General features: G+C 65.0%; 15 protein-coding genes and 1 riboswitch. Of the genes, 9 read left to right on the top strand and 6 right to left on the bottom strand.

Annotation, left to right across the window (positions count from 1 at the left end; genetic code table 11):
* Positions 1–23 precede the first annotated feature (23 nt).
* Together IFT60_RS20680 and IFT60_RS20675 are read right to left on the bottom strand one after the other, a co-directional pair.
* Entirely contained in the window at positions 24–1304 is a 1281-nt protein-coding gene (locus tag IFT60_RS20680; protein WP_192055184.1) for a porin, read from the bottom strand.
* A gap of 236 nt (positions 1305–1540) precedes the next feature.
* Entirely contained in the window at positions 1541–2608 is a 1068-nt protein-coding gene (locus tag IFT60_RS20675) for a porin (RefSeq protein ID WP_192055182.1), read from the bottom strand.
* Between the two features lie 468 nt (positions 2609–3076).
* Here IFT60_RS20675 and IFT60_RS20670 point away from each other — a divergent pair, with 468 nt between their 5' ends.
* Positions 3077–4804: a tetratricopeptide repeat protein gene (locus IFT60_RS20670; protein ID WP_192055179.1), complete on the top strand. Its 1728-nt coding sequence runs from the start codon at positions 3077–3079 to the stop codon at positions 4802–4804.
* Between the two features lie 94 nt (positions 4805–4898).
* Here IFT60_RS20670 and dapF read toward each other — a convergent pair whose 3' ends face one another.
* The 3 genes from dapF to IFT60_RS20655 are packed head-to-tail and all read right to left on the bottom strand — an operon-like array spanning position 4899 to position 7492.
* Positions 4899–5762, bottom strand: coding sequence for a diaminopimelate epimerase (gene dapF / locus IFT60_RS20665; RefSeq protein ID WP_192055177.1), 864 nt, complete (start codon positions 5760–5762; stop codon positions 4899–4901).
* A gap of 18 nt (positions 5763–5780) precedes the next feature.
* A complete protein-coding gene (locus IFT60_RS20660; protein WP_192055175.1) occupies positions 5781–6644 on the bottom strand; it encodes an LpxL/LpxP family acyltransferase in 864 nt (287 codons plus the stop codon).
* Entirely contained in the window at positions 6641–7492 is an 852-nt protein-coding gene (locus IFT60_RS20655) for a lysophospholipid acyltransferase family protein (protein WP_192055173.1), read from the bottom strand. The genes IFT60_RS20660 and IFT60_RS20655 overlap by 4 nt, the downstream gene beginning before the upstream one ends.
* Positions 7493–7680: 188 nt before the next feature.
* Between IFT60_RS20655 and metK the strand changes: the two genes are divergently transcribed.
* From metK to metF, 4 genes are all read left to right on the top strand, one after another.
* Positions 7681–8847 (top strand): methionine adenosyltransferase, encoded by a 1167-nt coding sequence (gene metK / locus IFT60_RS20650; RefSeq protein WP_192055170.1) that lies wholly within the window; start codon positions 7681–7683, stop codon positions 8845–8847.
* 340 nt (positions 8848–9187) lie between these two features.
* Positions 9188–9260, top strand: a riboswitch (S-adenosyl-L-homocysteine riboswitch).
* A gap of 28 nt (positions 9261–9288) precedes the next feature.
* Complete coding sequence (gene ahcY, locus IFT60_RS20645; protein ID WP_192055168.1) at positions 9289–10716, top strand: adenosylhomocysteinase; 1428 nt, start codon at positions 9289–9291, stop codon at positions 10714–10716.
* A gap of 93 nt (positions 10717–10809) precedes the next feature.
* A complete protein-coding gene (locus IFT60_RS20640; RefSeq protein WP_192055165.1) occupies positions 10810–11163 on the top strand; it encodes a phage holin family protein in 354 nt (117 codons plus the stop codon).
* Positions 11150–11977, top strand: coding sequence for a methylenetetrahydrofolate reductase [NAD(P)H] (metF, locus tag IFT60_RS20635; protein ID WP_192055162.1), 828 nt, complete (start codon positions 11150–11152; stop codon positions 11975–11977). The genes IFT60_RS20640 and metF overlap by 14 nt, the downstream gene beginning before the upstream one ends.
* A gap of 73 nt (positions 11978–12050) precedes the next feature.
* On the opposite strand, the gene IFT60_RS26665 is transcribed toward metF, so the two are convergent.
* The gene (locus IFT60_RS26665; RefSeq protein ID WP_374001233.1) at positions 12051–12650 is read right to left on the bottom strand and encodes a 5-formyltetrahydrofolate cyclo-ligase; all 600 of its coding nucleotides are present in this window, start codon (positions 12648–12650) and stop codon (positions 12051–12053) included.
* A gap of 188 nt (positions 12651–12838) precedes the next feature.
* Here IFT60_RS26665 and IFT60_RS20625 point away from each other — a divergent pair, with 188 nt between their 5' ends.
* From IFT60_RS20625 to IFT60_RS20610, 4 genes are read left to right on the top strand one after another with little or no spacing between them, the layout of a single operon-like run.
* Entirely contained in the window at positions 12839–14890 is a 2052-nt protein-coding gene (locus IFT60_RS20625; RefSeq protein WP_192055267.1) for a lytic transglycosylase domain-containing protein, read from the top strand.
* Between the two features lie 41 nt (positions 14891–14931).
* Positions 14932–15894: a complex I NDUFA9 subunit family protein gene (locus tag IFT60_RS20620; RefSeq protein WP_192055158.1), complete on the top strand. Its 963-nt coding sequence runs from the start codon at positions 14932–14934 to the stop codon at positions 15892–15894.
* A gap of 27 nt (positions 15895–15921) precedes the next feature.
* Positions 15922–16641, top strand: coding sequence for a glutathione S-transferase family protein (locus IFT60_RS20615; protein ID WP_192055156.1), 720 nt, complete (start codon positions 15922–15924; stop codon positions 16639–16641).
* A gap of 2 nt (positions 16642–16643) precedes the next feature.
* Positions 16644–17915, top strand: a complete 1272-nt coding sequence (locus tag IFT60_RS20610) for a multifunctional CCA addition/repair protein (protein ID WP_192055265.1) — start codon at positions 16644–16646, stop codon at positions 17913–17915.
* The last annotated feature ends 23 nt before the right edge of the window (positions 17916–17938 follow it).

Below are 17938 nucleotides of genomic sequence, written 5' to 3'. Positions count from 1 at the left end.
GTGGCTAGCCGATCCTCGTGCGATCAGAAGCGGTGACGCACGCCGATCTGCATGGCGCGGCCATCTTCGCCCGGGGCGCGGGTGAAGCCGCCCGGCGAACCCGAGATGCCGGGTGTGTATTGCGCCTCGTTGTCGTTCTTGATCACGGAAGCAGCAATGTAGACGTCGGTGCGCTTCGACAGGAAGTGGTCGTAGCCGAGCGCGAACATGTCGGCATCGCTGTTGGACACCGTGCGGTCGTTCTGGTGCGCATACGACGCCATGACGCGGCCGTTGCCGAGCTTGTAATGGGCGCCGACCTGGTAGCTGTTCGCATCCTGCAGCGTGTTGTTGCGCATGATGCCTTCGAAGGTATCGCGCGCGGCGGTACGCACTGCCAGCGGCGCCGCGGCCAGTGCCGGGGCGATGCGCTGGTCCCAGGCGCCCAGGTAATCGGCGATCAGGGCCGAGTTCTGGTTACGCTGGCTATGGAAACCGGCGAAGAATTTGAAGGCGTCCATGGTGTACGAACCGCCGACCGTGGTCGTGCGCAGGCTCGGACGGTCTTGCTGGTCGTAACCGTGGTTGTAGCCGATGCCGATGTCGAAGCCGTTTGCCTTGTAGGTGATGGCGGCGGCGCGGAACTTTTCGTAACGGCCGAGGTAACCCGAGCCGCGTGGGCCGTACATGAGCGAGCCGCCCAGGCCCGACGGATGGGCGATACGGTACTGCACCGCTTCCTGCGAGCGGATGTCCGCGCCCAGCGCAGTAAAGCCGGCGGTGCCGCCGGTGACGTGGCCCCAAGTGCCGACCATGCCCGATTCGAAGGCATCGGCAGCGGCGAACACTTCATAACCCGGGGTGTACATGCGGCCCAGCAGTACGGCGCCGACCGGGGTGATCAGGCCGACCATCGCGGTACGGTCGAACAGCGCGCGCTCCTGGTTGACGGCCGGTGCGCCCGGCTGGTACAGCGCCGCGCGCAGGCCTGGCGCGATCGCCGGGCTGAACCTGTCGAGTGCATTCAGGCCGCGCTCCAGGTACAGGCCGCGGTTGTCGTTGATCAGGGTCGGCTGCTGGGTGCCGGTGTCGAGTTCGACACGTGCTTCCAGGTTAAAGATGGCCTTGAAGCCATTGCCCAGCTCTTCAGTACCTTTGAAACCGATACGCGAGCCGTCGGCACCGCCGCTGACGATCTTGGTCGGGCCGCCCTTTTGAAACAGGACGCCAGCATCGGCCACGCCATAGATCTGGACGCTGGTCTGGGCCAGGGCCGGGATTGCGAAGCACGAGCCGATCAGACCGGCGATCAAACATTTGTTCATTGAATCTCCACTATTGTTCGTTTTCGGAAGCTAAATAATTCCGCAACGCAAATATGCCATCCGTCCTGCGCGCTGTATACACAACTGCCCAAGCATGACGGGGGTAGTGGCAGAAATACAACAGGGGGGGTACAGCTCGAATGCCGCGCCAACGTTGCGGACGTAAAAAAGGCAGGGACCGTTGCCGGATCCTGCCCTATCAGCGTCAAGCGTGGCGGACTTGCGTCCGCGTCAGCTTAGAACGAGTGGTTCACGCCGATCGTGTAGAAATTGACGGTCTCGTCCGGAGCAGCAACGCCGGTGAAGGTGTTGAACGAACGCTGTGGGCCGTCCTTGCGCGATGCATCGACGTACACGTAGGTACGCTTCGACAGGCTGTACTCGTAACCCAGCGACATTTGCTTGGTCTTGATGTAGTTTTCTGGATCTTTCTGGCCATAGCCAGCCAGGAACTTGCCTGCGCCCATGGTGTAGTTGGCGCCCAGGATCCAGGCGTTGGTACGGGTGTTGAAGAAGCGGGTGTTGTCCTGCTCCTGGCGCGATGCCAGTGCCATCAGTTTCAGTTCAGGCGTGACGTTCAGCGAAACGCCGACCGACATGACCTTGCTTTCGATCGCATTGCGCTCGTAGCCGACCATCAGGGCTGCCGGACCGTTGTTGTAGGTACCGGTGACCGAGAACGGGTTGGCGCTGGCTTCCGCGCCGGCAGCGTACTGCGGTGCAGCGGCGGTGCCACGGCCAATGATGGCTGGTGCGCCGTTGTTTTCTTTGGTAGCGATTGCGGTGTTCAGCTGGAAGCCGCTGATGACCGGGCTGTTGTACCAGAAGGCGTTCGCCCAACGGTTGTTCGAGTTGATCGCCGGGTCCAGCGGGGTCGAGGTGTAACCGGCGACGGCCAGGTCGGTGTAGAAACCAGCCTGGTGCGGCAGCGAGTGGAACGGCTCGAAGGCGCCCACGGTTTCCTGGTACGGGGTCAGGCCGCGACCGATGCGGACCATACCGAAATCACCCTGCAGGCCGACGCGGCTCTGGCCCTGGAACAGCGGACGGCCGTTGCTTTCGGTGGTGCCGGTGTCCGGCTCGTAACGGATTTCCAGTTGGAACAGCGCCTTCAGGCCGTTGCCCAGATCTTCCGTACCCTTGAAACCGAGCGTGTTCGATGCACGCTTGCCGATGCTTAGGGTCTGGCCCGAGCGCTTTTGTACGCCTGCATCGATCGTGCCGTAGATTTGAACGGCGGTCTGTGCGTGGGCAACGCCGGCGAACGCGCCGACGAGGGCAACTGCCATCAGAGATTTTTTCATTTATTCGTATCCTTAGAAGTGAATCGGAATCCAAAGAGCGTTGAGACTTTCATTGCTGAACACTCGGACGAGTGAACCTTAAATGCTTAACGCGTCAAGATTGCCGGATTGGTTAATTATGGCGGTTCGAGTTGGTGGAAAGCCAATTTAACCAATCGTGCTGTTGTATTTTCGAAACGCCTGAGCCCGTCTGACGCCCGGTTTTGTGCTTGATGCACTGCAAGGTGGCAGAGTTCCGCATCGTTTTGGGGCGCTTGTGCGATATCAATCTTCGAGCGGTTCGGGACGTTTGGCTCCCCCTGCTGGCTTAGACTTTCCTTAAACCGATGGGTGCGGGCGCGATTCGGGAACTTCTTGTATATTGGCAACTTTGCCTGCGACAGCCTTCTCGTCGCGGTCTTCCGCCGATCCCGCCCCGCAGTAGCACGCCTCCAATGCACGCCCCTAATCAATTGACGAAGACGACCGATGGCTAATCGTGAAGAACTGGCGATCATCCGTGGCGCCCGCAGTGGCCGCGCCGACGCGCAACTCGAATTGGGCAAGCGCTACCTGTTCGGCAGTGCCGGCTTGCCCCGCAGCCTGCCCACGGCGCTGCACTGGCTCGACCGGGCGGCGCGCCAGGATTGTGCTGAATCCTGTGAGCTGATCGGCAGCCATATCCCGCTCGACCTGGCGCGGGTCCACGCGACGCCGCTGGCGCCCTGGTACGAACGCGCCTATGACGGCGGCAACGTGCGCGCCGGGCTGGTGCTGGCCCAGCTGCTGCTCGAGGATGGCCGCGCCGCGCCCGATGCGCTGCGCAACAAGGCCTTGCGCGCGCTCGAGGAAGCGGCGCGTGCCGGCTTCGCGGAAGCGCAGTGGCTGCTGGCGCGGCGGCCCGACATTGCCGCCAGCGTCAGCGCCGCCTGCGCCGCGCAGGGTCCCGCCAAGCAGGAAGCCGTTGCCGCAGTGCGGGGCACCGCGCCCTTACGCGAGCGGGCCGGGCAGGGCGAGCGGCGCACGGCCGGGCGTCCGGGTGCCGGGGCGCTGGACGCACAGCCAGCCCCGGATCAGCCGTGGCTGCGCCGCGCCGCCGACAACGGCCTGGCCGAGGCACAGTTCGCGCTGCTCGAGCAAAGCTGGGCCGCCGCAGCCTGGCAGGATTACCTCGCGCGGGCGCTGCCGCTGGCGCGCGCGCTCGTGGACAGTGGCGGCGGCAAGCAGATCCGGCGCCTGGCGCCGGGCGAGGTCACGCTGCTGTCGCGCACGGCGCGGCTGCTGGCCGACGGCAAAGACGGCGCCGCTGCCGGCGAGGATGTCGGCAATGAAGAGGTGCACGCCTTCTGGGAACTGGCCGCCGCCGAGCACGACCGCCACGCGCAGCTGGCGATCGGCTTGTGGTATGCGCGCATGCAGGTCGACGGCGCCCGGGTGCAGGGCGGTAGCGGGGCGGCGAATTTTAAAAAGGCGATCCGCTGGCTGCTGCTGGCGGGCGAGCAGGGCCTGGCCGAAGCCTGGTATGCCTTGTCGCGCATCTATCTGAAACCCGAGTTCTCGCAACGCAACGTCGCCGATGCCCAGCGCTACCTGGAAAAGGCGGCCGAAATGGGCTACCAGATCGCGCAACTGGAGTGCGGCAACAATGCCTGGCGCGCGCGCCGCGAAAACGAAAGCAACGATGTGCGCGCCGTGTTCTGGCTGCAGCAGGCGGCGGCGCAAGGCAACGCCGAGGCGGCGGCAGCCATCCGCAGGATCGCGCCGCGTCCCGAGGATGCCGCGCACACCGAAACCGGCGCGCTGCTCGGTTGTGTCGGCGACCTGACGGCGCACCCGCTGCTGGCGGCGCGGCTGGAACTGGCCGCGCTGTTCGGCCTGACACGTGCCGAAACCCTGCTGCTCGACGTGGCGGCGGCGGACCAGGGGCATTGCCTGGTGGTCGATATCCGCGCCAGCTATGGTCGCAGCAAGCGCCGTCTGGTCATGGTCGACACGGCGCAGGAGCGGCAAACGCTCGACCGCATCGTGCGCCTGTTCGAGAATGTCGATTGCGGCCCGGGTGGACCGGAAGGAAATTACCGCCAGCGCCTGTACCGGCTGCGCACCCTGATGGCGGATGCGGCGATGGCGGGCAGGCTGCTGGACAGCAGCGATGGCAGGATGGCTCCCGCCGGCAAGCCGGAGCGTGGAAATGCCGCGTATGGCATGGCTGCCTGAGCGCGTCACTGAACAAAGTTGCGTCGCCGTGCAGCACGTTGCCCACGCCTGGCCCAAGCGGTACGGGCAAGATTCACGATCGTGCGAACACGCTTTACAGCGTAATTTCACCCTCGAACACGGTAACGGCCGGGCCGCTCAAATAAACCGGTTCGCCTTCGCCAGCCCAGGCAATCGATAATTCCCCGCCGCGCGCCGAAACCCGTACCGGCGAATCGACCAGCCCGCGCCGGATCCCGGCCACGACAGCGGCGCAGGCGCCGGTGCCGCATGCCAGGGTTTCGCCGGCGCCGCGCTCGAAGACGCGTAGTTTGACGTGGTGGCGGTCGACCACCTGCATGAAGCCGGCGTTGACACGCTTCGGAAAGCGCGGATGATGTTCGATTTGCGGGCCCAGTTCCGCTACCGGGGCGGATTCCGTGTCGTCAACCGTCTGCACCGCATGCGGGTTGCCCATCGAAACCACCGAGATCGGGATGCTGACCGACGCGCCGGCAAGCTGCAGGTTCAACGGCCACAGCGTATCGCGCCCCTGCGGCACGCCCTCCAGCGCCGCGTTGTCGAACGGGACCGCGGCCGGCTCCAGCACCGGGGCACCCATGTCGACCGTCACGCTGCCATCGTTTTCCAGGCGTGGCGCGATGATGCCGGACATGGTCTGGACGCGGATGCTGCGTTCCTTGGTCAATCCCTGGTCGGCGACGAAACGGGCAAAGGCGCGGGCGCCGTTGCCGCATTGTTCGACTTCGCCGCCATCATTGTTAAAAATGCGGTAGCGGAAATCGGCGCCAGGGACGGTCGGGCGTTCCACGATCAGGATCTGGTCGGCGCCGACGCCGAAGCGGCGGTCGGCCAGGCGTTGCCATTGTTCGGTGCTGAAATCGATTTGCTGCGAAATGGCGTCGATGACAACGAAATCGTTGCCTGCGCCCTGCATCTTGGTGAACTTGAGTTTCATAGAATTAACTGTAAGGCCTTAGTCGTAGAGCGAGGGCTCACCCGGCGGGCGGGTTTTGAAGCGTTTATGAGTCCAGAAATATTCGGCCGGCGCTTCGCGCACCCGCTCTTCGATAAACGCGTTCATGCGCCGGGTGGCTTCGAGCATGTCGGTACCAGGATAATTTTCCCAGGCAGGATAGAAGCGCACGCGCCAGCCCTGGTAGTTCGGCAGGTAAGTCGCCACCACCGGAATCACCTTGGCGCCGGTGGTGCCGGCGATCCGGCCCAGCGCCGTCAGCGTGGCCGCCGGTACGCCAAAGAAGGGCACGAACTCGGCATCCTTTTCGCCGAAATCCATGTCGGGCAACATAAAGTAGGGCAGACCGTCGCGCAGCGCGCGCAGGATCGGCTTGATGCCTTCCTTGCGCGTTACCAGGCGCACCGGACCGTAGCGTTCGCGGCCATGGCGCAGCAGCTTGTCGAAGGCGGCGTTTTTTTGCGGCACATACATGCTGCAAACTGGAATCACGCGCGAAGCAACGCCTGCCACGTCGAGGCAAACAAAATGCGGGCACAACAGGATCGTCGGCCCGGCTTCCATCGCCGCCTGCGGCACCGCGCCGTCGACGTGGATCAGTTGACGGACCCGCGCTTCCGGCGCCCACCACAGGATCGAGCGCTCGAAAATGCTGCGCGCGTAGGCGCGGAAGTGTTGACGGGCCAGGTCGCGCCGTGCAGACTCCGACAGTTCCGGCATGCACAGGCGCAGGTTGGTCAGGGTGATGTGGCGGCGCTTGCCGAGGACCAGGAACAGCAGGCTGCCAATGGCTTCGCCGAAGCGCCCGAGCACGGGCAAGGGCAGCCAATGCAGCAGCCACAGGAAAGCGATCAGGATCCTCATGCCACGGCCTCGGCCTGTGGCGCGGCCACCCCCTCGGGTTGTTTATAGCGGTTATAGCTCCAGAAATACTGGGCCGGACAACGTGCGATCAGCGCTTCCATCGCGCGGTTGATGCTGGCCGCCTGCTCGGCAGCGCTGCCCGACAGGTCGCCCTCGAAGGGCACGAAGCGCACGACATAACCGCGCCCCTTCGCCAGCCGTTCGGCATACACCAGCAAGATGTCGGCGCGTCCGAGCTGGGCCAGTTTCGCCGGCAGCGTCATCGTATAGGCCGGCCGGCCGAAGAAGGGCGCCCACACGCCTTCACCTTCCTGCGGAACCTGGTCGGGCAACAAGCCGATCGGCTGACCGCTTTTTAAAGTTTTTGCCAGGATGCGCACGCCCGACAGGTTGGCCGGCGCCAGGTGCAGGTTATGGCGCGCCCGCGCGCCTTCGACCAGTGGTTTCAGCGCGCTTTTCTTGGGCGGGCGGTACATCACCGTGAGCGCCGTGTGCAGCGCGATTTGCTGGGCGGTCATCTCGAAACAGCCCAGGTGTGGCGTCAGGAACACAATGCCGCGGCCGGCGTCGAGCACGCGCTGCACCACCTCCCAGTTTTCCACTGTGGCATGACGGGCAACACGCTCCGGCTTGCCGCACCAGACAAATGCCAGCTCGACGATGGCTTTACCGGCCTCGGCGACGGCGGCGCGGCGCTGGGAACGATAGCCTGCCTGGGCCAGGTTGGCATCGAGACGGCGCCGGTACGAAGGCGACAACCAATACACCAGCCAGCCCAGCATGCTGCCGAGCGCATGCAGCATGCCTAGTGGAAAGACGGACAATACTCTGAATAAAATAACTAGCATGCGCTTGATCGGCATCGATGCACAAAGCGTGCCCCTCAGCCAGAATTTCTTAAAGGAGCGTAAAATACCACTTTACGCAGGATCCGCCGAGTTAATAGACAACTTGCGAAGCGGAATATAAATGTCGCTAAAGCGTCGCAGGCACAGGTTGCTGCGGCAGTTTTTTGATCACAGTAACTGGAGCCTTCATGTCCAACGATTATCTCTTTACTTCCGAATCCGTCTCGGAAGGCCATCCCGACAAAGTCGCCGACCAGATCTCGGACGCGATTCTCGACGCCATCCTCGAGCAAGACCCGCGCGCCCGCGTCGCTGCTGAAACCCTATGCAACACGGGTCTCGTGGTGCTGGCCGGCGAAATCACGACCCACGCCAACGTCGATTATATCGGCGTTGCCCGCGATACCATCAAGCGCATCGGCTACGACAACACCGACTTCGGCATCGACTATAAAGGTTGCGCCGTCATGGTCTGCTACGACCGCCAGTCGCCGGACATCGCTCAGGGCGTCGACGAAGGCGCCGGCCTCGACCTCGACCAGGGTGCGGGCGACCAGGGCTTGATGTTCGGCTATGCCTGCGACGAGACCGCCGAGCTGATGCCAGCCGCGATCCACTACGCGCACCGCCTGGTCGAGCGCCAGTCGCAGCTGCGCAAGGATGGCCGCCTGCCATGGCTGCGTCCGGATGCGAAGAGCCAGGTCACGCTGCGCTACGTCGACGGCCGCCCGGTCTCGGTCGACACCGTCGTGCTCTCGACCCAGCACCATCCCGACGTGTCGCATTCGCAGATCGAGGAAGCGGTGATCGAGGAAATCATCAAGCCGACCCTGCCGCGCGAATGGCTGCAAAACACCAAATACCTGGTGAACCCGACCGGCCGCTTCGTCATCGGCGGCCCGCAAGGCGATTGTGGCCTGACAGGCCGCAAGATCATCGTCGACACCTACGGCGGCGCAGCCCCGCACGGCGGCGGCGCGTTCTCGGGCAAGGATCCTTCGAAGGTCGACCGCTCGGCCGCCTACGCCGCGCGTTACGTGGCGAAAAACATCGTCGCCGCCGGCCTGGCGCGCCAGTGCCAGGTGCAGGTCAGCTACGCCATCGGCGTCGCGCGGCCGATCAACATCACGGTCTACACCGAGGGCACCGGCGTCATTTCGGACGAGAAAATCGCCCAGCTGGTGATGGAACATTTCGACCTGCGCCCGAAAGGCATCGTGCAGATGCTCGACCTGCTGCGCCCGATCTACACCAAGTCGGCCGCCTACGGCCACTTTGGCCGCGAAGAGCCGGAGTTTACGTGGGAGCGCACCGATAAGGCGGCGCTGCTGCGCGCCGAAGCAGGCTTGTCGTAAGGCAGTAAAGCGGCCATCAGTTTAGAAGGCTGATGGCCGCTTTTGTAGGGGCCGTTGAGGTCAATGGCCTCAACGGCGGTTTCACCGGGCTCTGCCCACGCAGTCGTGCTGATGCATTCCGCACATCGTCCGCAAATTGCAGCCGTCGCGTTCCGATAATTTCGCTGCCACTCTTCAAGCGCTGCACCGCGTGGGCAGAGCCCACCCTACGTATCGCGTCACCCATACCGATCAGCCCACGCATACAATCCGGCGCTGCTCCGTTTGTTGCAACCGCACAAATCCCCCTCAGCATGATCTGCGTCCGGTACGACGCCGCGCCAGACGTGCTACACTAGCCCGTTCCGAGGAGCGTTGCGACGAAAAATTCTTTTTCGCCAGGCTCGGATATCTCAACACTGCGCTCACGTTACTTTTTTCTTAACTTGAAAGGAGGGCGTGATGAGCGCCGTACTGAAAACCACCCAAGACTTCCACATTGCCGACATCTCCCTGGCCGCCTGGGGCGAGAAGGAAATCCGCATCGCCGAAACCGAGATGCCGGGCCTGATGGCAATCCAGGAAGAATTCGCCGCCGCGCAGCCATTGAAAGGCGCGCGCATCACCGGCTCGCTGCACATGACCATCCAGACCGCTGTGCTGATCCGCACGCTGGAAGCGCTCGGCGCGCAAGTGCGCTGGGCGTCGTGCAACATCTATTCGACCCAGGACCACGCCGCCGCCGCCATCGCCGCGGTCGGCACGCCAGTGTTCGCCGTCAAGGGCGAAACGCTGGACGAGTACTGGGAATACACGCACCGCATCTTCGAGTGGCCGAACGACGCCGCGGGTAACGCCGTGTACTCGAACATGATCCTCGACGACGGCGGCGACGCCACCCTGCTGCTGCACCTGGGCGCACGCGCCGAGACCGACATCTCGGTACTCGACAAGCCGGGTTCGGAAGAAGAGATCTGCCTGTTCAACGCCATCAAGGGCCGCCTGAAAACCGATCCCCAGTGGTACTCGAAGCGCCTGCCGCAAATCCTCGGCGTGACCGAAGAAACCACCACCGGCGTGCACCGCCTTTACCAGATGCACCAGGAGGGTAAACTGGCCTTCCCGGCGATCAACGTCAACGATTCGGTGACGAAATCGAAGTTCGACAACTTGTACGGCTGCCGCGAATCGCTGGTCGACGGCATCAAGCGCGCAACCGACGTCATGATCGCCGGTAAAGTCGCCGTCATCGCCGGTTACGGTGACGTCGGTAAAGGTTCGGCGCAAGCCATGCGCGCCCTGTCGGCGCAAGTCTGGGTCACCGAAATCGATCCGATCTGCGCGCTGCAGGCGGCGATGGAGGGTTACCGTGTCGTGACGATGGAATATGCGGCCGAGCACGGCGACATCTTCGTTACCTGTACCGGCAACTACCACATCCTGACCGAACAGCACATGCTGCGCATGAAGGACCAGGCAATCGTCTGCAACATCGGCCACTTCGACAACGAGATCGATGTTGCCTCGCTGAAGAAATATCAGTGGGAAAACATCAAGCCGCAAGTTGACCACGTCATCTTCCCGGACGGCAAGCGCATCATCCTGCTGGCCGAAGGCCGCCTGGTGAACCTGGGCTGCGGCACCGGCCACCCGTCGTACGTGATGAGCTCCTCGTTCGCGAACCAGACCATCGCCCAGATCGAGCTGTTCGCCAACACCGAGCAGTACCCGGTCGGCGTCTACACGCTGCCGAAGCACCTGGACGAAAAGGTCGCGCGCCTGCAGCTGAAAAAGCTCAACGCCCAGCTGACGGAGCTGACCGACGAGCAGGCCGCCTACATCTCGGTGAAGAAGGAAGGTCCATACAAGCCGGACCATTATCGTTATTGATTCAACCCTGGTTGAAGCGATAACGCAGGTTGCCCACGGACGCAGGCGTCCGTGGGCCCTCCCTAACAAGAAAACGCACCACGAAAGCTGAACATGCGCCTGCTTCTGACTTGGCTGATCAATGCCGCCGCCTTGATGGCATTGCCTTACCTCATGAATTCCGTGTCCGTCAGCAATGTCGGCACCGCCCTGATCGCCGCCCTCGTGCTGGGCCTGGTCAACACGCTGATCCGGCCCGTGCTGGTGTTGCTGACCTTGCCTGTCACGCTGCTGTCGATGGGGCTGTTCATCCTGGTGATCAACGCCGTCCTGTTCTGGCTGGTATCGCACTGGGTCGACGGGTTCGCGGTGGCGGGGTTCTGGTCGGCTTTCCTGGCAGCCATCTTGTACAGCGTGATTTCGTGGGCGCTTTCGACCTTGCTCCTCAAAAACGATGGAAACGCATAATTTCAGCATCGAGTTTTTCCCGCCCAAGACGCCCGAGGGCGCGGACAAGCTGCGCGTCACGCGCCGCAAACTGGCCGAACTGAACCCGAAGTATTTTTCGGTCACCTTCGGCGCCGGCGGCACCACCCAGCAGGGTACGCTTGACACCGTGCTCGACATCATGGCCGACGGCCACCTGGCCGCGCCCCACCTGTCGTGCATCGGCGCCACCCGCGACTCGATCCGCGCCATCCTCCAGCAATTCCAGGCCCAGGGCATCCGCCGCCTGGTGGCGCTGCGCGGCGATTTACCCAGCGGATATGGTGGCGCCGGCGAGCTGCGTTACGCCAATGAGCTCGTCGAGTTCATCCGCGCCGAAACCGGCGACTGGTTCCATATCGAAGTCGCAGCCTATCCGGAAGTGCACCCGCAGGCGCGCTCGCCGCAGGACGACCTGCTCAACTTCGAGCGCAAGGTCAAGGCCGGGGCGAATGCCGCGATCACCCAGTATTTCTACAATGCCGACGCTTACTTTCAATTCGTCGACAATGCACAAAAACTGGGCATCGATGTGCCGGTCGTGGCCGGTATCATGCCGATCACGAACTACACGCAACTGATGCGTTTTTCGGATATGTGCGGCGCCGAAATCCCGCGTTGGGTGCGCCTGAAACTGGCCAGCTTCGGCGACGACAGCGCCTCGATCAAGGCGTTCGGTCTGGATGTGGTGACTGGCCTGTGCGAACGCTTGCTGGCGGGCGGCGCCCCGGGCTTGCACTTCTACAGTATGAACCAGGCGGTGGCGACCACCGCCATCTGGCAGCGCCTGGTGTAAGCGGGCGGCAGCGGCCGCCAACGATCCCGGCACGCGCAGGCATTGCCGGGATTTTTTTATATCGGCGCGGCCGTTATTGCACGTCCGTCGCTTCGGTCACGACGATATCGAGCGGCACGTCGTGGCTGTCGCCCGCGAACAGCGCCTGCTGGCATGCATAGGCGATGCCCAGCGTGAACGGCCGTGGTGGCGCGGCCAGGGTGCGGTCATAAAAACCGCCGCCATAGCCGAGCCTGTAACCGTGCTCGTTGAAACCGAGGCAGGGCACCAGCAGTGCCGGTGGCCGTGCCACCGTGCGCAGTTCGGCCGGCACCGCGATACCCATCGGATCGAGCGCCATCGGCTCGCCCGGCGTCCAGGCGGCAAAGGCGAGCGCCGCGTGGCGCTGCACTACGACCGGCAAGGCCAGTACGGCACCTTCCTGCGCCAGTTGGAGGTAGGTGTCGTGCAAGTCCGGCTCGCCGCTCAGCGGCCAGTACACCGCCAGCAGGGGCGGGCGGGTGCGGCGCCACCAGGCTAGCACTTGTGCGCCGATGCGCTGGTCGTGCGCGCGCTTGCCGGGACCGTCCAGGCTGGCGCGCGTGGCCTTTAGATGGCGCCGCAGCGCCGCCTTGGCCGCCTTGGCCGCTTTGGCATCCAGGACGGCAGCGCCGGCAACAGTGTCTGCAGCCACGCTTGCCGCTACTGTTTGTTGTTTCCGCGCATCTTCGTGTGCGTGCAGCGGCGCGCCGTCATGATCCGTCGCCGGGGCCTGCGCCACACTCGCAACAAGGGTGCCTGCGGCGTAGCGGGCGCCACCCTGGAGCTCCGTTACGCTAGCCTCTGGTTCTGGTCGCGCAACGGATGCGCATGGTATTCTTGATGTGCCGGTCATGGTTCGATGAAGGGTTGTCATTCGTGTTTTTGCTTCCGAAGAATTTCTTAGCCGGCGCCGTCCTTGCCGCAGCCAGTGCCTCAGTGTTCGCCGAGCCGCAGGCCGAGGCGCCTGCCCCCACGGTAGCGCCAGTACCGGGCGCCACTACCGTTCCCGCAGCCCCCGGGGCCGCTCCCGCCACCGACACCGCGCGCGCCGAGGACGAGACTTTCCTGCTGCTGCGCGAAGCGGCGCGCCAGAACGACAGCGCGCGCGCCACCGCATTGGCTTCGCGCCTGCCGAACTACGTGCTGGCGCCGTATGTCGACTATTATCGTCTCAAACCGCGCCTGCGCGACGCCGGCGCCGACGAAATCCGCACCGTGCTGCAGCGCCACCAGGGCACAGCCGTCGCCGAGCGCCTGCGCACCGACTGGCTGCTCGAACTCGGGCGCGTGCGTGACTGGAACAATTTTGACCGCGAACTGGCTGGGGCGGCGCGCAGCGACGACCTGCAAGTGCGCTGCTATGCGCTGCTGGCGCGCGCCGCCCACGGCGAACGCGTGGTCGACGAGGCGCGCACTTTACTCGTCAATCCTCCCGCCTACGGCGAAGGCTGCGCGGCGCTGATGGCGCAGCTGGCGCAAACCGGTCAATTGAGCCAGGAAGAATTGCTGGCGCAACTGCGCCTGGCCGGCGAAATGGCCGCCACCGGCCCCTCGCGCCGCATCGCGCTGCTGCTGGGTGCTTCCGACACGCGCGCGGCGCAGGCCGTCGACGTGCCGGCGGTCGCCATGGCGCGCGGCATCGGCACCACCCGCGCCGAACGCGAAATTTATTTGGTTGCCCTCGGCCGCATGGCGCGCACCAGCCTGAAACTGGCGACCATCGCGCTCGACAAGAACAGCAGCAAGCTGACGCCGGACGAACGCGCGATCGGCTGGGCCAACGTGGCGCTGGCCGCCTCGATCGTGCTGGCGCCGGAAGCATCCGAATACTGGCGCCGAGCCGAAGGCGCGCCGCTGACCAATTTTCAGCGCGAATGGAAAGCGCGCATGGCCCTGCGCCGCGGCGACTGGCGCCAGGTTTCCGCTACCATCGACGCCATGCCCGCGCCGCTGCGCGACGAATCGGGCTGGGTTTATTGGCTCGGCCGGTCCTATGCGCAGCAGGGACGGCGCGAGGATGCCGATGCCCTGTATCGCCGCATCGCCACCCCGAACAATTTTTACGGCCAGCTGGCGCTGGAAGAACTGGGCCAGCAGATCGCGACGCCCCCCACCGCGCTGCCGGTGACGCCGGACGAAGTGAACCAGGTGGCGCAACTGCCGGCGCTGCGCCAGGCCATGAAATTCTATGAACTGCGCCTGCGCGCCGAGGGCAACCGCGAATGGAACTGGGCCACGCGGGGGATGAGCGAACGCCAGCTGCTGGCCGCGGCCGAGTATGCGCGCCGCAACGAGCTGCTCGACCGCATGGTCGAAACCTCGCTGCGCACCCGTACCGAACTCGATTTCAACCAGCGCTTCCCGGCGCCGCACAATGACATCCTGCAGCCGACCGCGAAAAACCTCTCGCTCGACACGGCCTGGGTATATGGCCTGATCCGCCAGGAATCGCGGTTCATTACCGATGCCCGCTCCGGGGTCGGCGCCTCCGGCCTGATGCAGGTGATGCCGGCCACCGGCAAGTGGGTGGCGGCCAAGATCGGCCTGACCGACTTCGTGCACAGCATGCTGAGCGACCTGCGCACCAACATCACCCTCGGCGCCAACTACATGAACATGGTGCTCGAAAATAACGACGGCTCGCAGGTGCTGGCTACTGCCGCCTACAACGCCGGTCCGGCCCGCTCGCGCACCTGGCGTGGAACGCTCGAGACGCCGATGGAAGGCGCGATCTTCGTGGAGACGATTCCCTTCTCCGAGACGCGAACCTATGTACGCAATGTGATGTCGAACGCTACCAACTACGCGGCCCTGTTCGAGAAGCGCCCGCAGTCGCTCAAGGCGAGATTGGGAACCATCACGCCGCGTACCGGCGGCGCCGGCCTGCCGTGATAGGGCTCCCGACGCGTTCCGTAAGGTAAAAGGAGAGCCCCATGCGCGATCCGAACGTGGTGGTATTCGGCGGTTCCGGTTTCATCGGCAGTCACTTGCTGGCATTGCTGGCGCAAGAAGGCATCCCGGCCCTGGTGCCGGTGCGCCATGCGGCGCGCGTGCGCCACTTGACCACCTTGCCCGGCGTCGACGTGGTGGAGGCGGACATCCACGACGACGCGACGCTGCGCCGCCTGTTGGCAGGGCGCACGGCGGCCTTGAACCTGGTCGGTATCCTGCACGGCAGCCGCGCCCAGCCTTATGGTCCCGAATTCCGGCGTGCCCACGTCGAACTGCCGCAGCGCATCGTCGACGCCTGCCGCGCGAGCGGCGTGCCGCGCTACCTGCACATGAGCGCGCTCGGCGCGAACGTCAACGGGCCGTCGATGTACAGCCGCTCGAAAGCCGATGGCGAGCTGGCCGCGCGCAGCCACCCCGAAGTGGCGGCGACCATTTTCCGGCCGTCGGTCGTGTTCGGTCCGGGCGACCATTTTCTGACCATGTTCGCGAAACTGCAGCGGCGCCTGCCGGTGGTGCCGCTGGCGGGCGCCGCGGCCACCTTCCAACCGGTGTACGTGGGCGACGTCGCCACCGCCTGGCTGCACGCGCTGCGCGATCCGCACGCCGCGCACCAGGTCTACCAGCTGGGCGGTCCCGGTATCTACACGCTGGCCGAGCTGGTGCGCCTGGCCGGACGCTATGCCGGCTGCGAACGGCCGGTGATCGAGCTGCCGGCAACGATGGCGCGGCTGCAGGCGCGCTTCTTCGAGCTGTTGCCGGGCGAGCCGCTCCTCACGCGCGACAACCTCGACTCGATGAAGGTCGATAACGTGCTCGCGCCGGGCATGGGGGACTTGACAGCGGCTTCGCTGGGAATCAAGCTCACCCCGCTCGAAGCGGTCGCGCCGCACTACCTGGCGTCCGGCGAGCCGCTCGACCGCCTGCGCACCCGCGCCGGGCGCTAATTTCGCCACCACCCAATCAGGAACGCCATGCAGACCATCGAACTCGACCCGACCCTCTCGAACACGCTCGACAATGCGCGCAAGCCCGGCCTGACGCTTGTCATCGGCAACAAGAACATCTCGTCGTGGTCGATGCGGCCCTGGGTGGCGGCAGTCGCGTTCAACATCCCGTTCACCGAAGTGCGCCTGCTGCTCGACCAGCCCGACACCGCCGCGAAAATCGCCGCCTATTCGCACGCCGGCCGCGTGCCGGTGCTGCTGGCAGGCGAGATGACGATCTGGGACAGCCTCGCCATCTGCGAATACCTGGCCGAACAGTTCCCGGATAAACACCTATGGCCGCAGGACGTGGCCGCGCGCGCCATGGCGCGCTCGATCACCGCCGAGATGCATTCTGGCTTTGCGTCGCTGCGCAACGACATGTCGATGAACATCCAGGCCCGCTTGCCGGGACGCGGGCGCACGGCCGGCGCCCAGGCCGACATCGGCCGCATCTGCGAAATCTGGGAAGAGTGTTTATCGCGCTTCGGCCACCACGGCTTCCTGTTCGGCGACTTTTCCATCGCCGACGCCTTTTATGCGCCGGTGGTGATGCGCTTTAAAACCTATGGCGTGGCGCTGGCGCCGGCGCTGCAGGGCTATTGCGAGCGCATGCTGGCGCATCCGGCGGTGGCGCGCTGGGTCGCCGAAGCGATGCGCGAAACCGACCTGACCCCGCTGCACGACGCCGACCTGCCGCGCGCATGACGATGCAGATCTACGTTGTCGGCGGCGCCGTGCGCGACGCGCTGCTCGGCTTGCCGGTCCAGGACCGCGACCATGTCGTCGTCGGCGCCACCCCGGAGGCCATGCTGGCAGCGGGATTTCGCCCGGTCGGCAAGGATTTCCCGGTGTTCCTGCACCCCGACACCCAGGAAGAGTACGCGCTGGCGCGCACCGAACGCAAAACCGCGCCCGGCTACCACGGCTTCGTGTTCCACACCGCGCCCGAGGTCACGCTGGAAGACGATCTGGTCCGGCGCGATTTGACCATCAACGCCATGGCGCAGGGCGAGGATGGCGTCATCGTCGACCCCTATGGCGGCCGCAGCGACCTGGACGCACGCGTGTTCCGCCACGTGTCGCCGGCGTTTGCCGAAGACCCGGTACGCATCCTGCGCCTGGCGCGTTTCGCCGCGCGCTTCCCGGAATTCACGGTGGCGCCCGAGACGCTGGCGCTGATGCAAACCATGGTGGAAGCAGGCGAGGTCGATGCCCTGGTGCCCGAGCGCGTCTGGCAGGAGCTGGCGCGCGGGCTGATGGAAAACCACCCGTCGCGCATGCTGGCGGTGCTGCGCGACTGCGGGGCGCTGGCGCGCATCATGCCCGAGCTCGATGCTTTATGGGGCGTGCCGCAGCCGCCTAAACATCATCCGGAAGTGGACACCGGTGTCCACATGATGCTGGTGATCGACGTCGCCGCCGAGGGGCGCCACACGCTGGCGGTGCGCTTCGCCGCCCTCATGCACGACCTCGGCAAGGGCGTCACCCCGGCCGACAAATGGCCATCGCACCACGGCCACGAAGGCATGGGCACCAAACTCATTGCCGCCCTCTGTCAGCGTTTGAAGGTGCCTAACGATTGCCGCGACCTGGCGCTGATCACCGCGCGCGAGCACGGCAACGTCGCGCGCGCCTTTGAGCTGCGCGCGAACACCATGGTCACCCTGTTCGAGCGCTGCGACGCCTTCCGCAAGCCGGAGCGCTTCAATGACATGCTGCTGGCCGCCGAATGCGACGCGCGCGGCCGCGGCGACCCGACGCATCCCATGCGCACGCGCCCCTATCCGCAGCGCCCGTATCTCGAGCGGGCGCTGGCGGTAGCGCGCGCCGTGAATGCCGGCGAAGTCGCGGCCAGTTGCGGCGACAACAAGGCGCAGATCCCCGAAGCGGTGCACCGCGCGCGGGTGACGGCCGTGTCGCAGTGGGTGTACAGCGCAGAGGGCGCGCAGGCGTATGCCGAAGGCCAGCACCCGGGATAATCATCGGCACGAACGCGCGGGCA

Origin of the sequence: Massilia sp. CFBP 13721, from assembly GCF_014842025.1 — a bacterium.
Taxonomy (GTDB): domain Bacteria; phylum Pseudomonadota; class Gammaproteobacteria; order Burkholderiales; family Burkholderiaceae_D; genus Telluria.
This window is presented reverse-complemented; position numbering and strand designations above follow the sequence as displayed.

Bases quoted from the DNA above. Each gene is read 5' to 3' on its own strand.
- IFT60_RS20640 (WP_192055165.1), top strand. From the start codon at position 10,810: ATGCGCCTGCTTCTGACTTGGCTGATCAATGCCGCCGCCTTGATGGCA.
- ahcY (WP_192055168.1), top strand. From the start codon at position 9,289: ATGAGCGCCGTACTGAAAACCACCCAAGACTTCCACATTGCCGACATC.
- IFT60_RS20660 (WP_192055175.1), bottom strand. From the start codon at position 6,644: ATGAGGATCCTGATCGCTTTCCTGTGGCTGCTGCATTGGCTGCCCTTG.
- metF (WP_192055162.1), top strand. From the start codon at position 11,150: ATGGAAACGCATAATTTCAGCATCGAGTTTTTCCCGCCCAAGACGCCC.
- IFT60_RS20680 (WP_192055184.1), bottom strand. From the start codon at position 1,304: ATGAACAAATGTTTGATCGCCGGTCTGATCGGCTCGTGCTTCGCAATC.
- IFT60_RS20670 (WP_192055179.1), top strand. From the start codon at position 3,077: ATGGCTAATCGTGAAGAACTGGCGATCATCCGTGGCGCCCGCAGTGGC.
- IFT60_RS20675 (WP_192055182.1), bottom strand. From the start codon at position 2,608: ATGAAAAAATCTCTGATGGCAGTTGCCCTCGTCGGCGCGTTCGCCGGC.
- IFT60_RS20615 (WP_192055156.1), top strand. From the start codon at position 15,922: ATGCAGACCATCGAACTCGACCCGACCCTCTCGAACACGCTCGACAAT.
- dapF (WP_192055177.1), bottom strand. From the start codon at position 5,762: ATGAAACTCAAGTTCACCAAGATGCAGGGCGCAGGCAACGATTTCGTT.
- metK (WP_192055170.1), top strand. From the start codon at position 7,681: ATGTCCAACGATTATCTCTTTACTTCCGAATCCGTCTCGGAAGGCCAT.
- IFT60_RS20620 (WP_192055158.1), top strand. From the start codon at position 14,932: ATGCGCGATCCGAACGTGGTGGTATTCGGCGGTTCCGGTTTCATCGGC.
- IFT60_RS20655 (WP_192055173.1), bottom strand. From the start codon at position 7,492: ATGCTAGTTATTTTATTCAGAGTATTGTCCGTCTTTCCACTAGGCATG.
- IFT60_RS20625 (WP_192055267.1), top strand. From the start codon at position 12,839: ATGTGCCGGTCATGGTTCGATGAAGGGTTGTCATTCGTGTTTTTGCTT.
- IFT60_RS20610 (WP_192055265.1), top strand. From the start codon at position 16,644: ATGCAGATCTACGTTGTCGGCGGCGCCGTGCGCGACGCGCTGCTCGGC.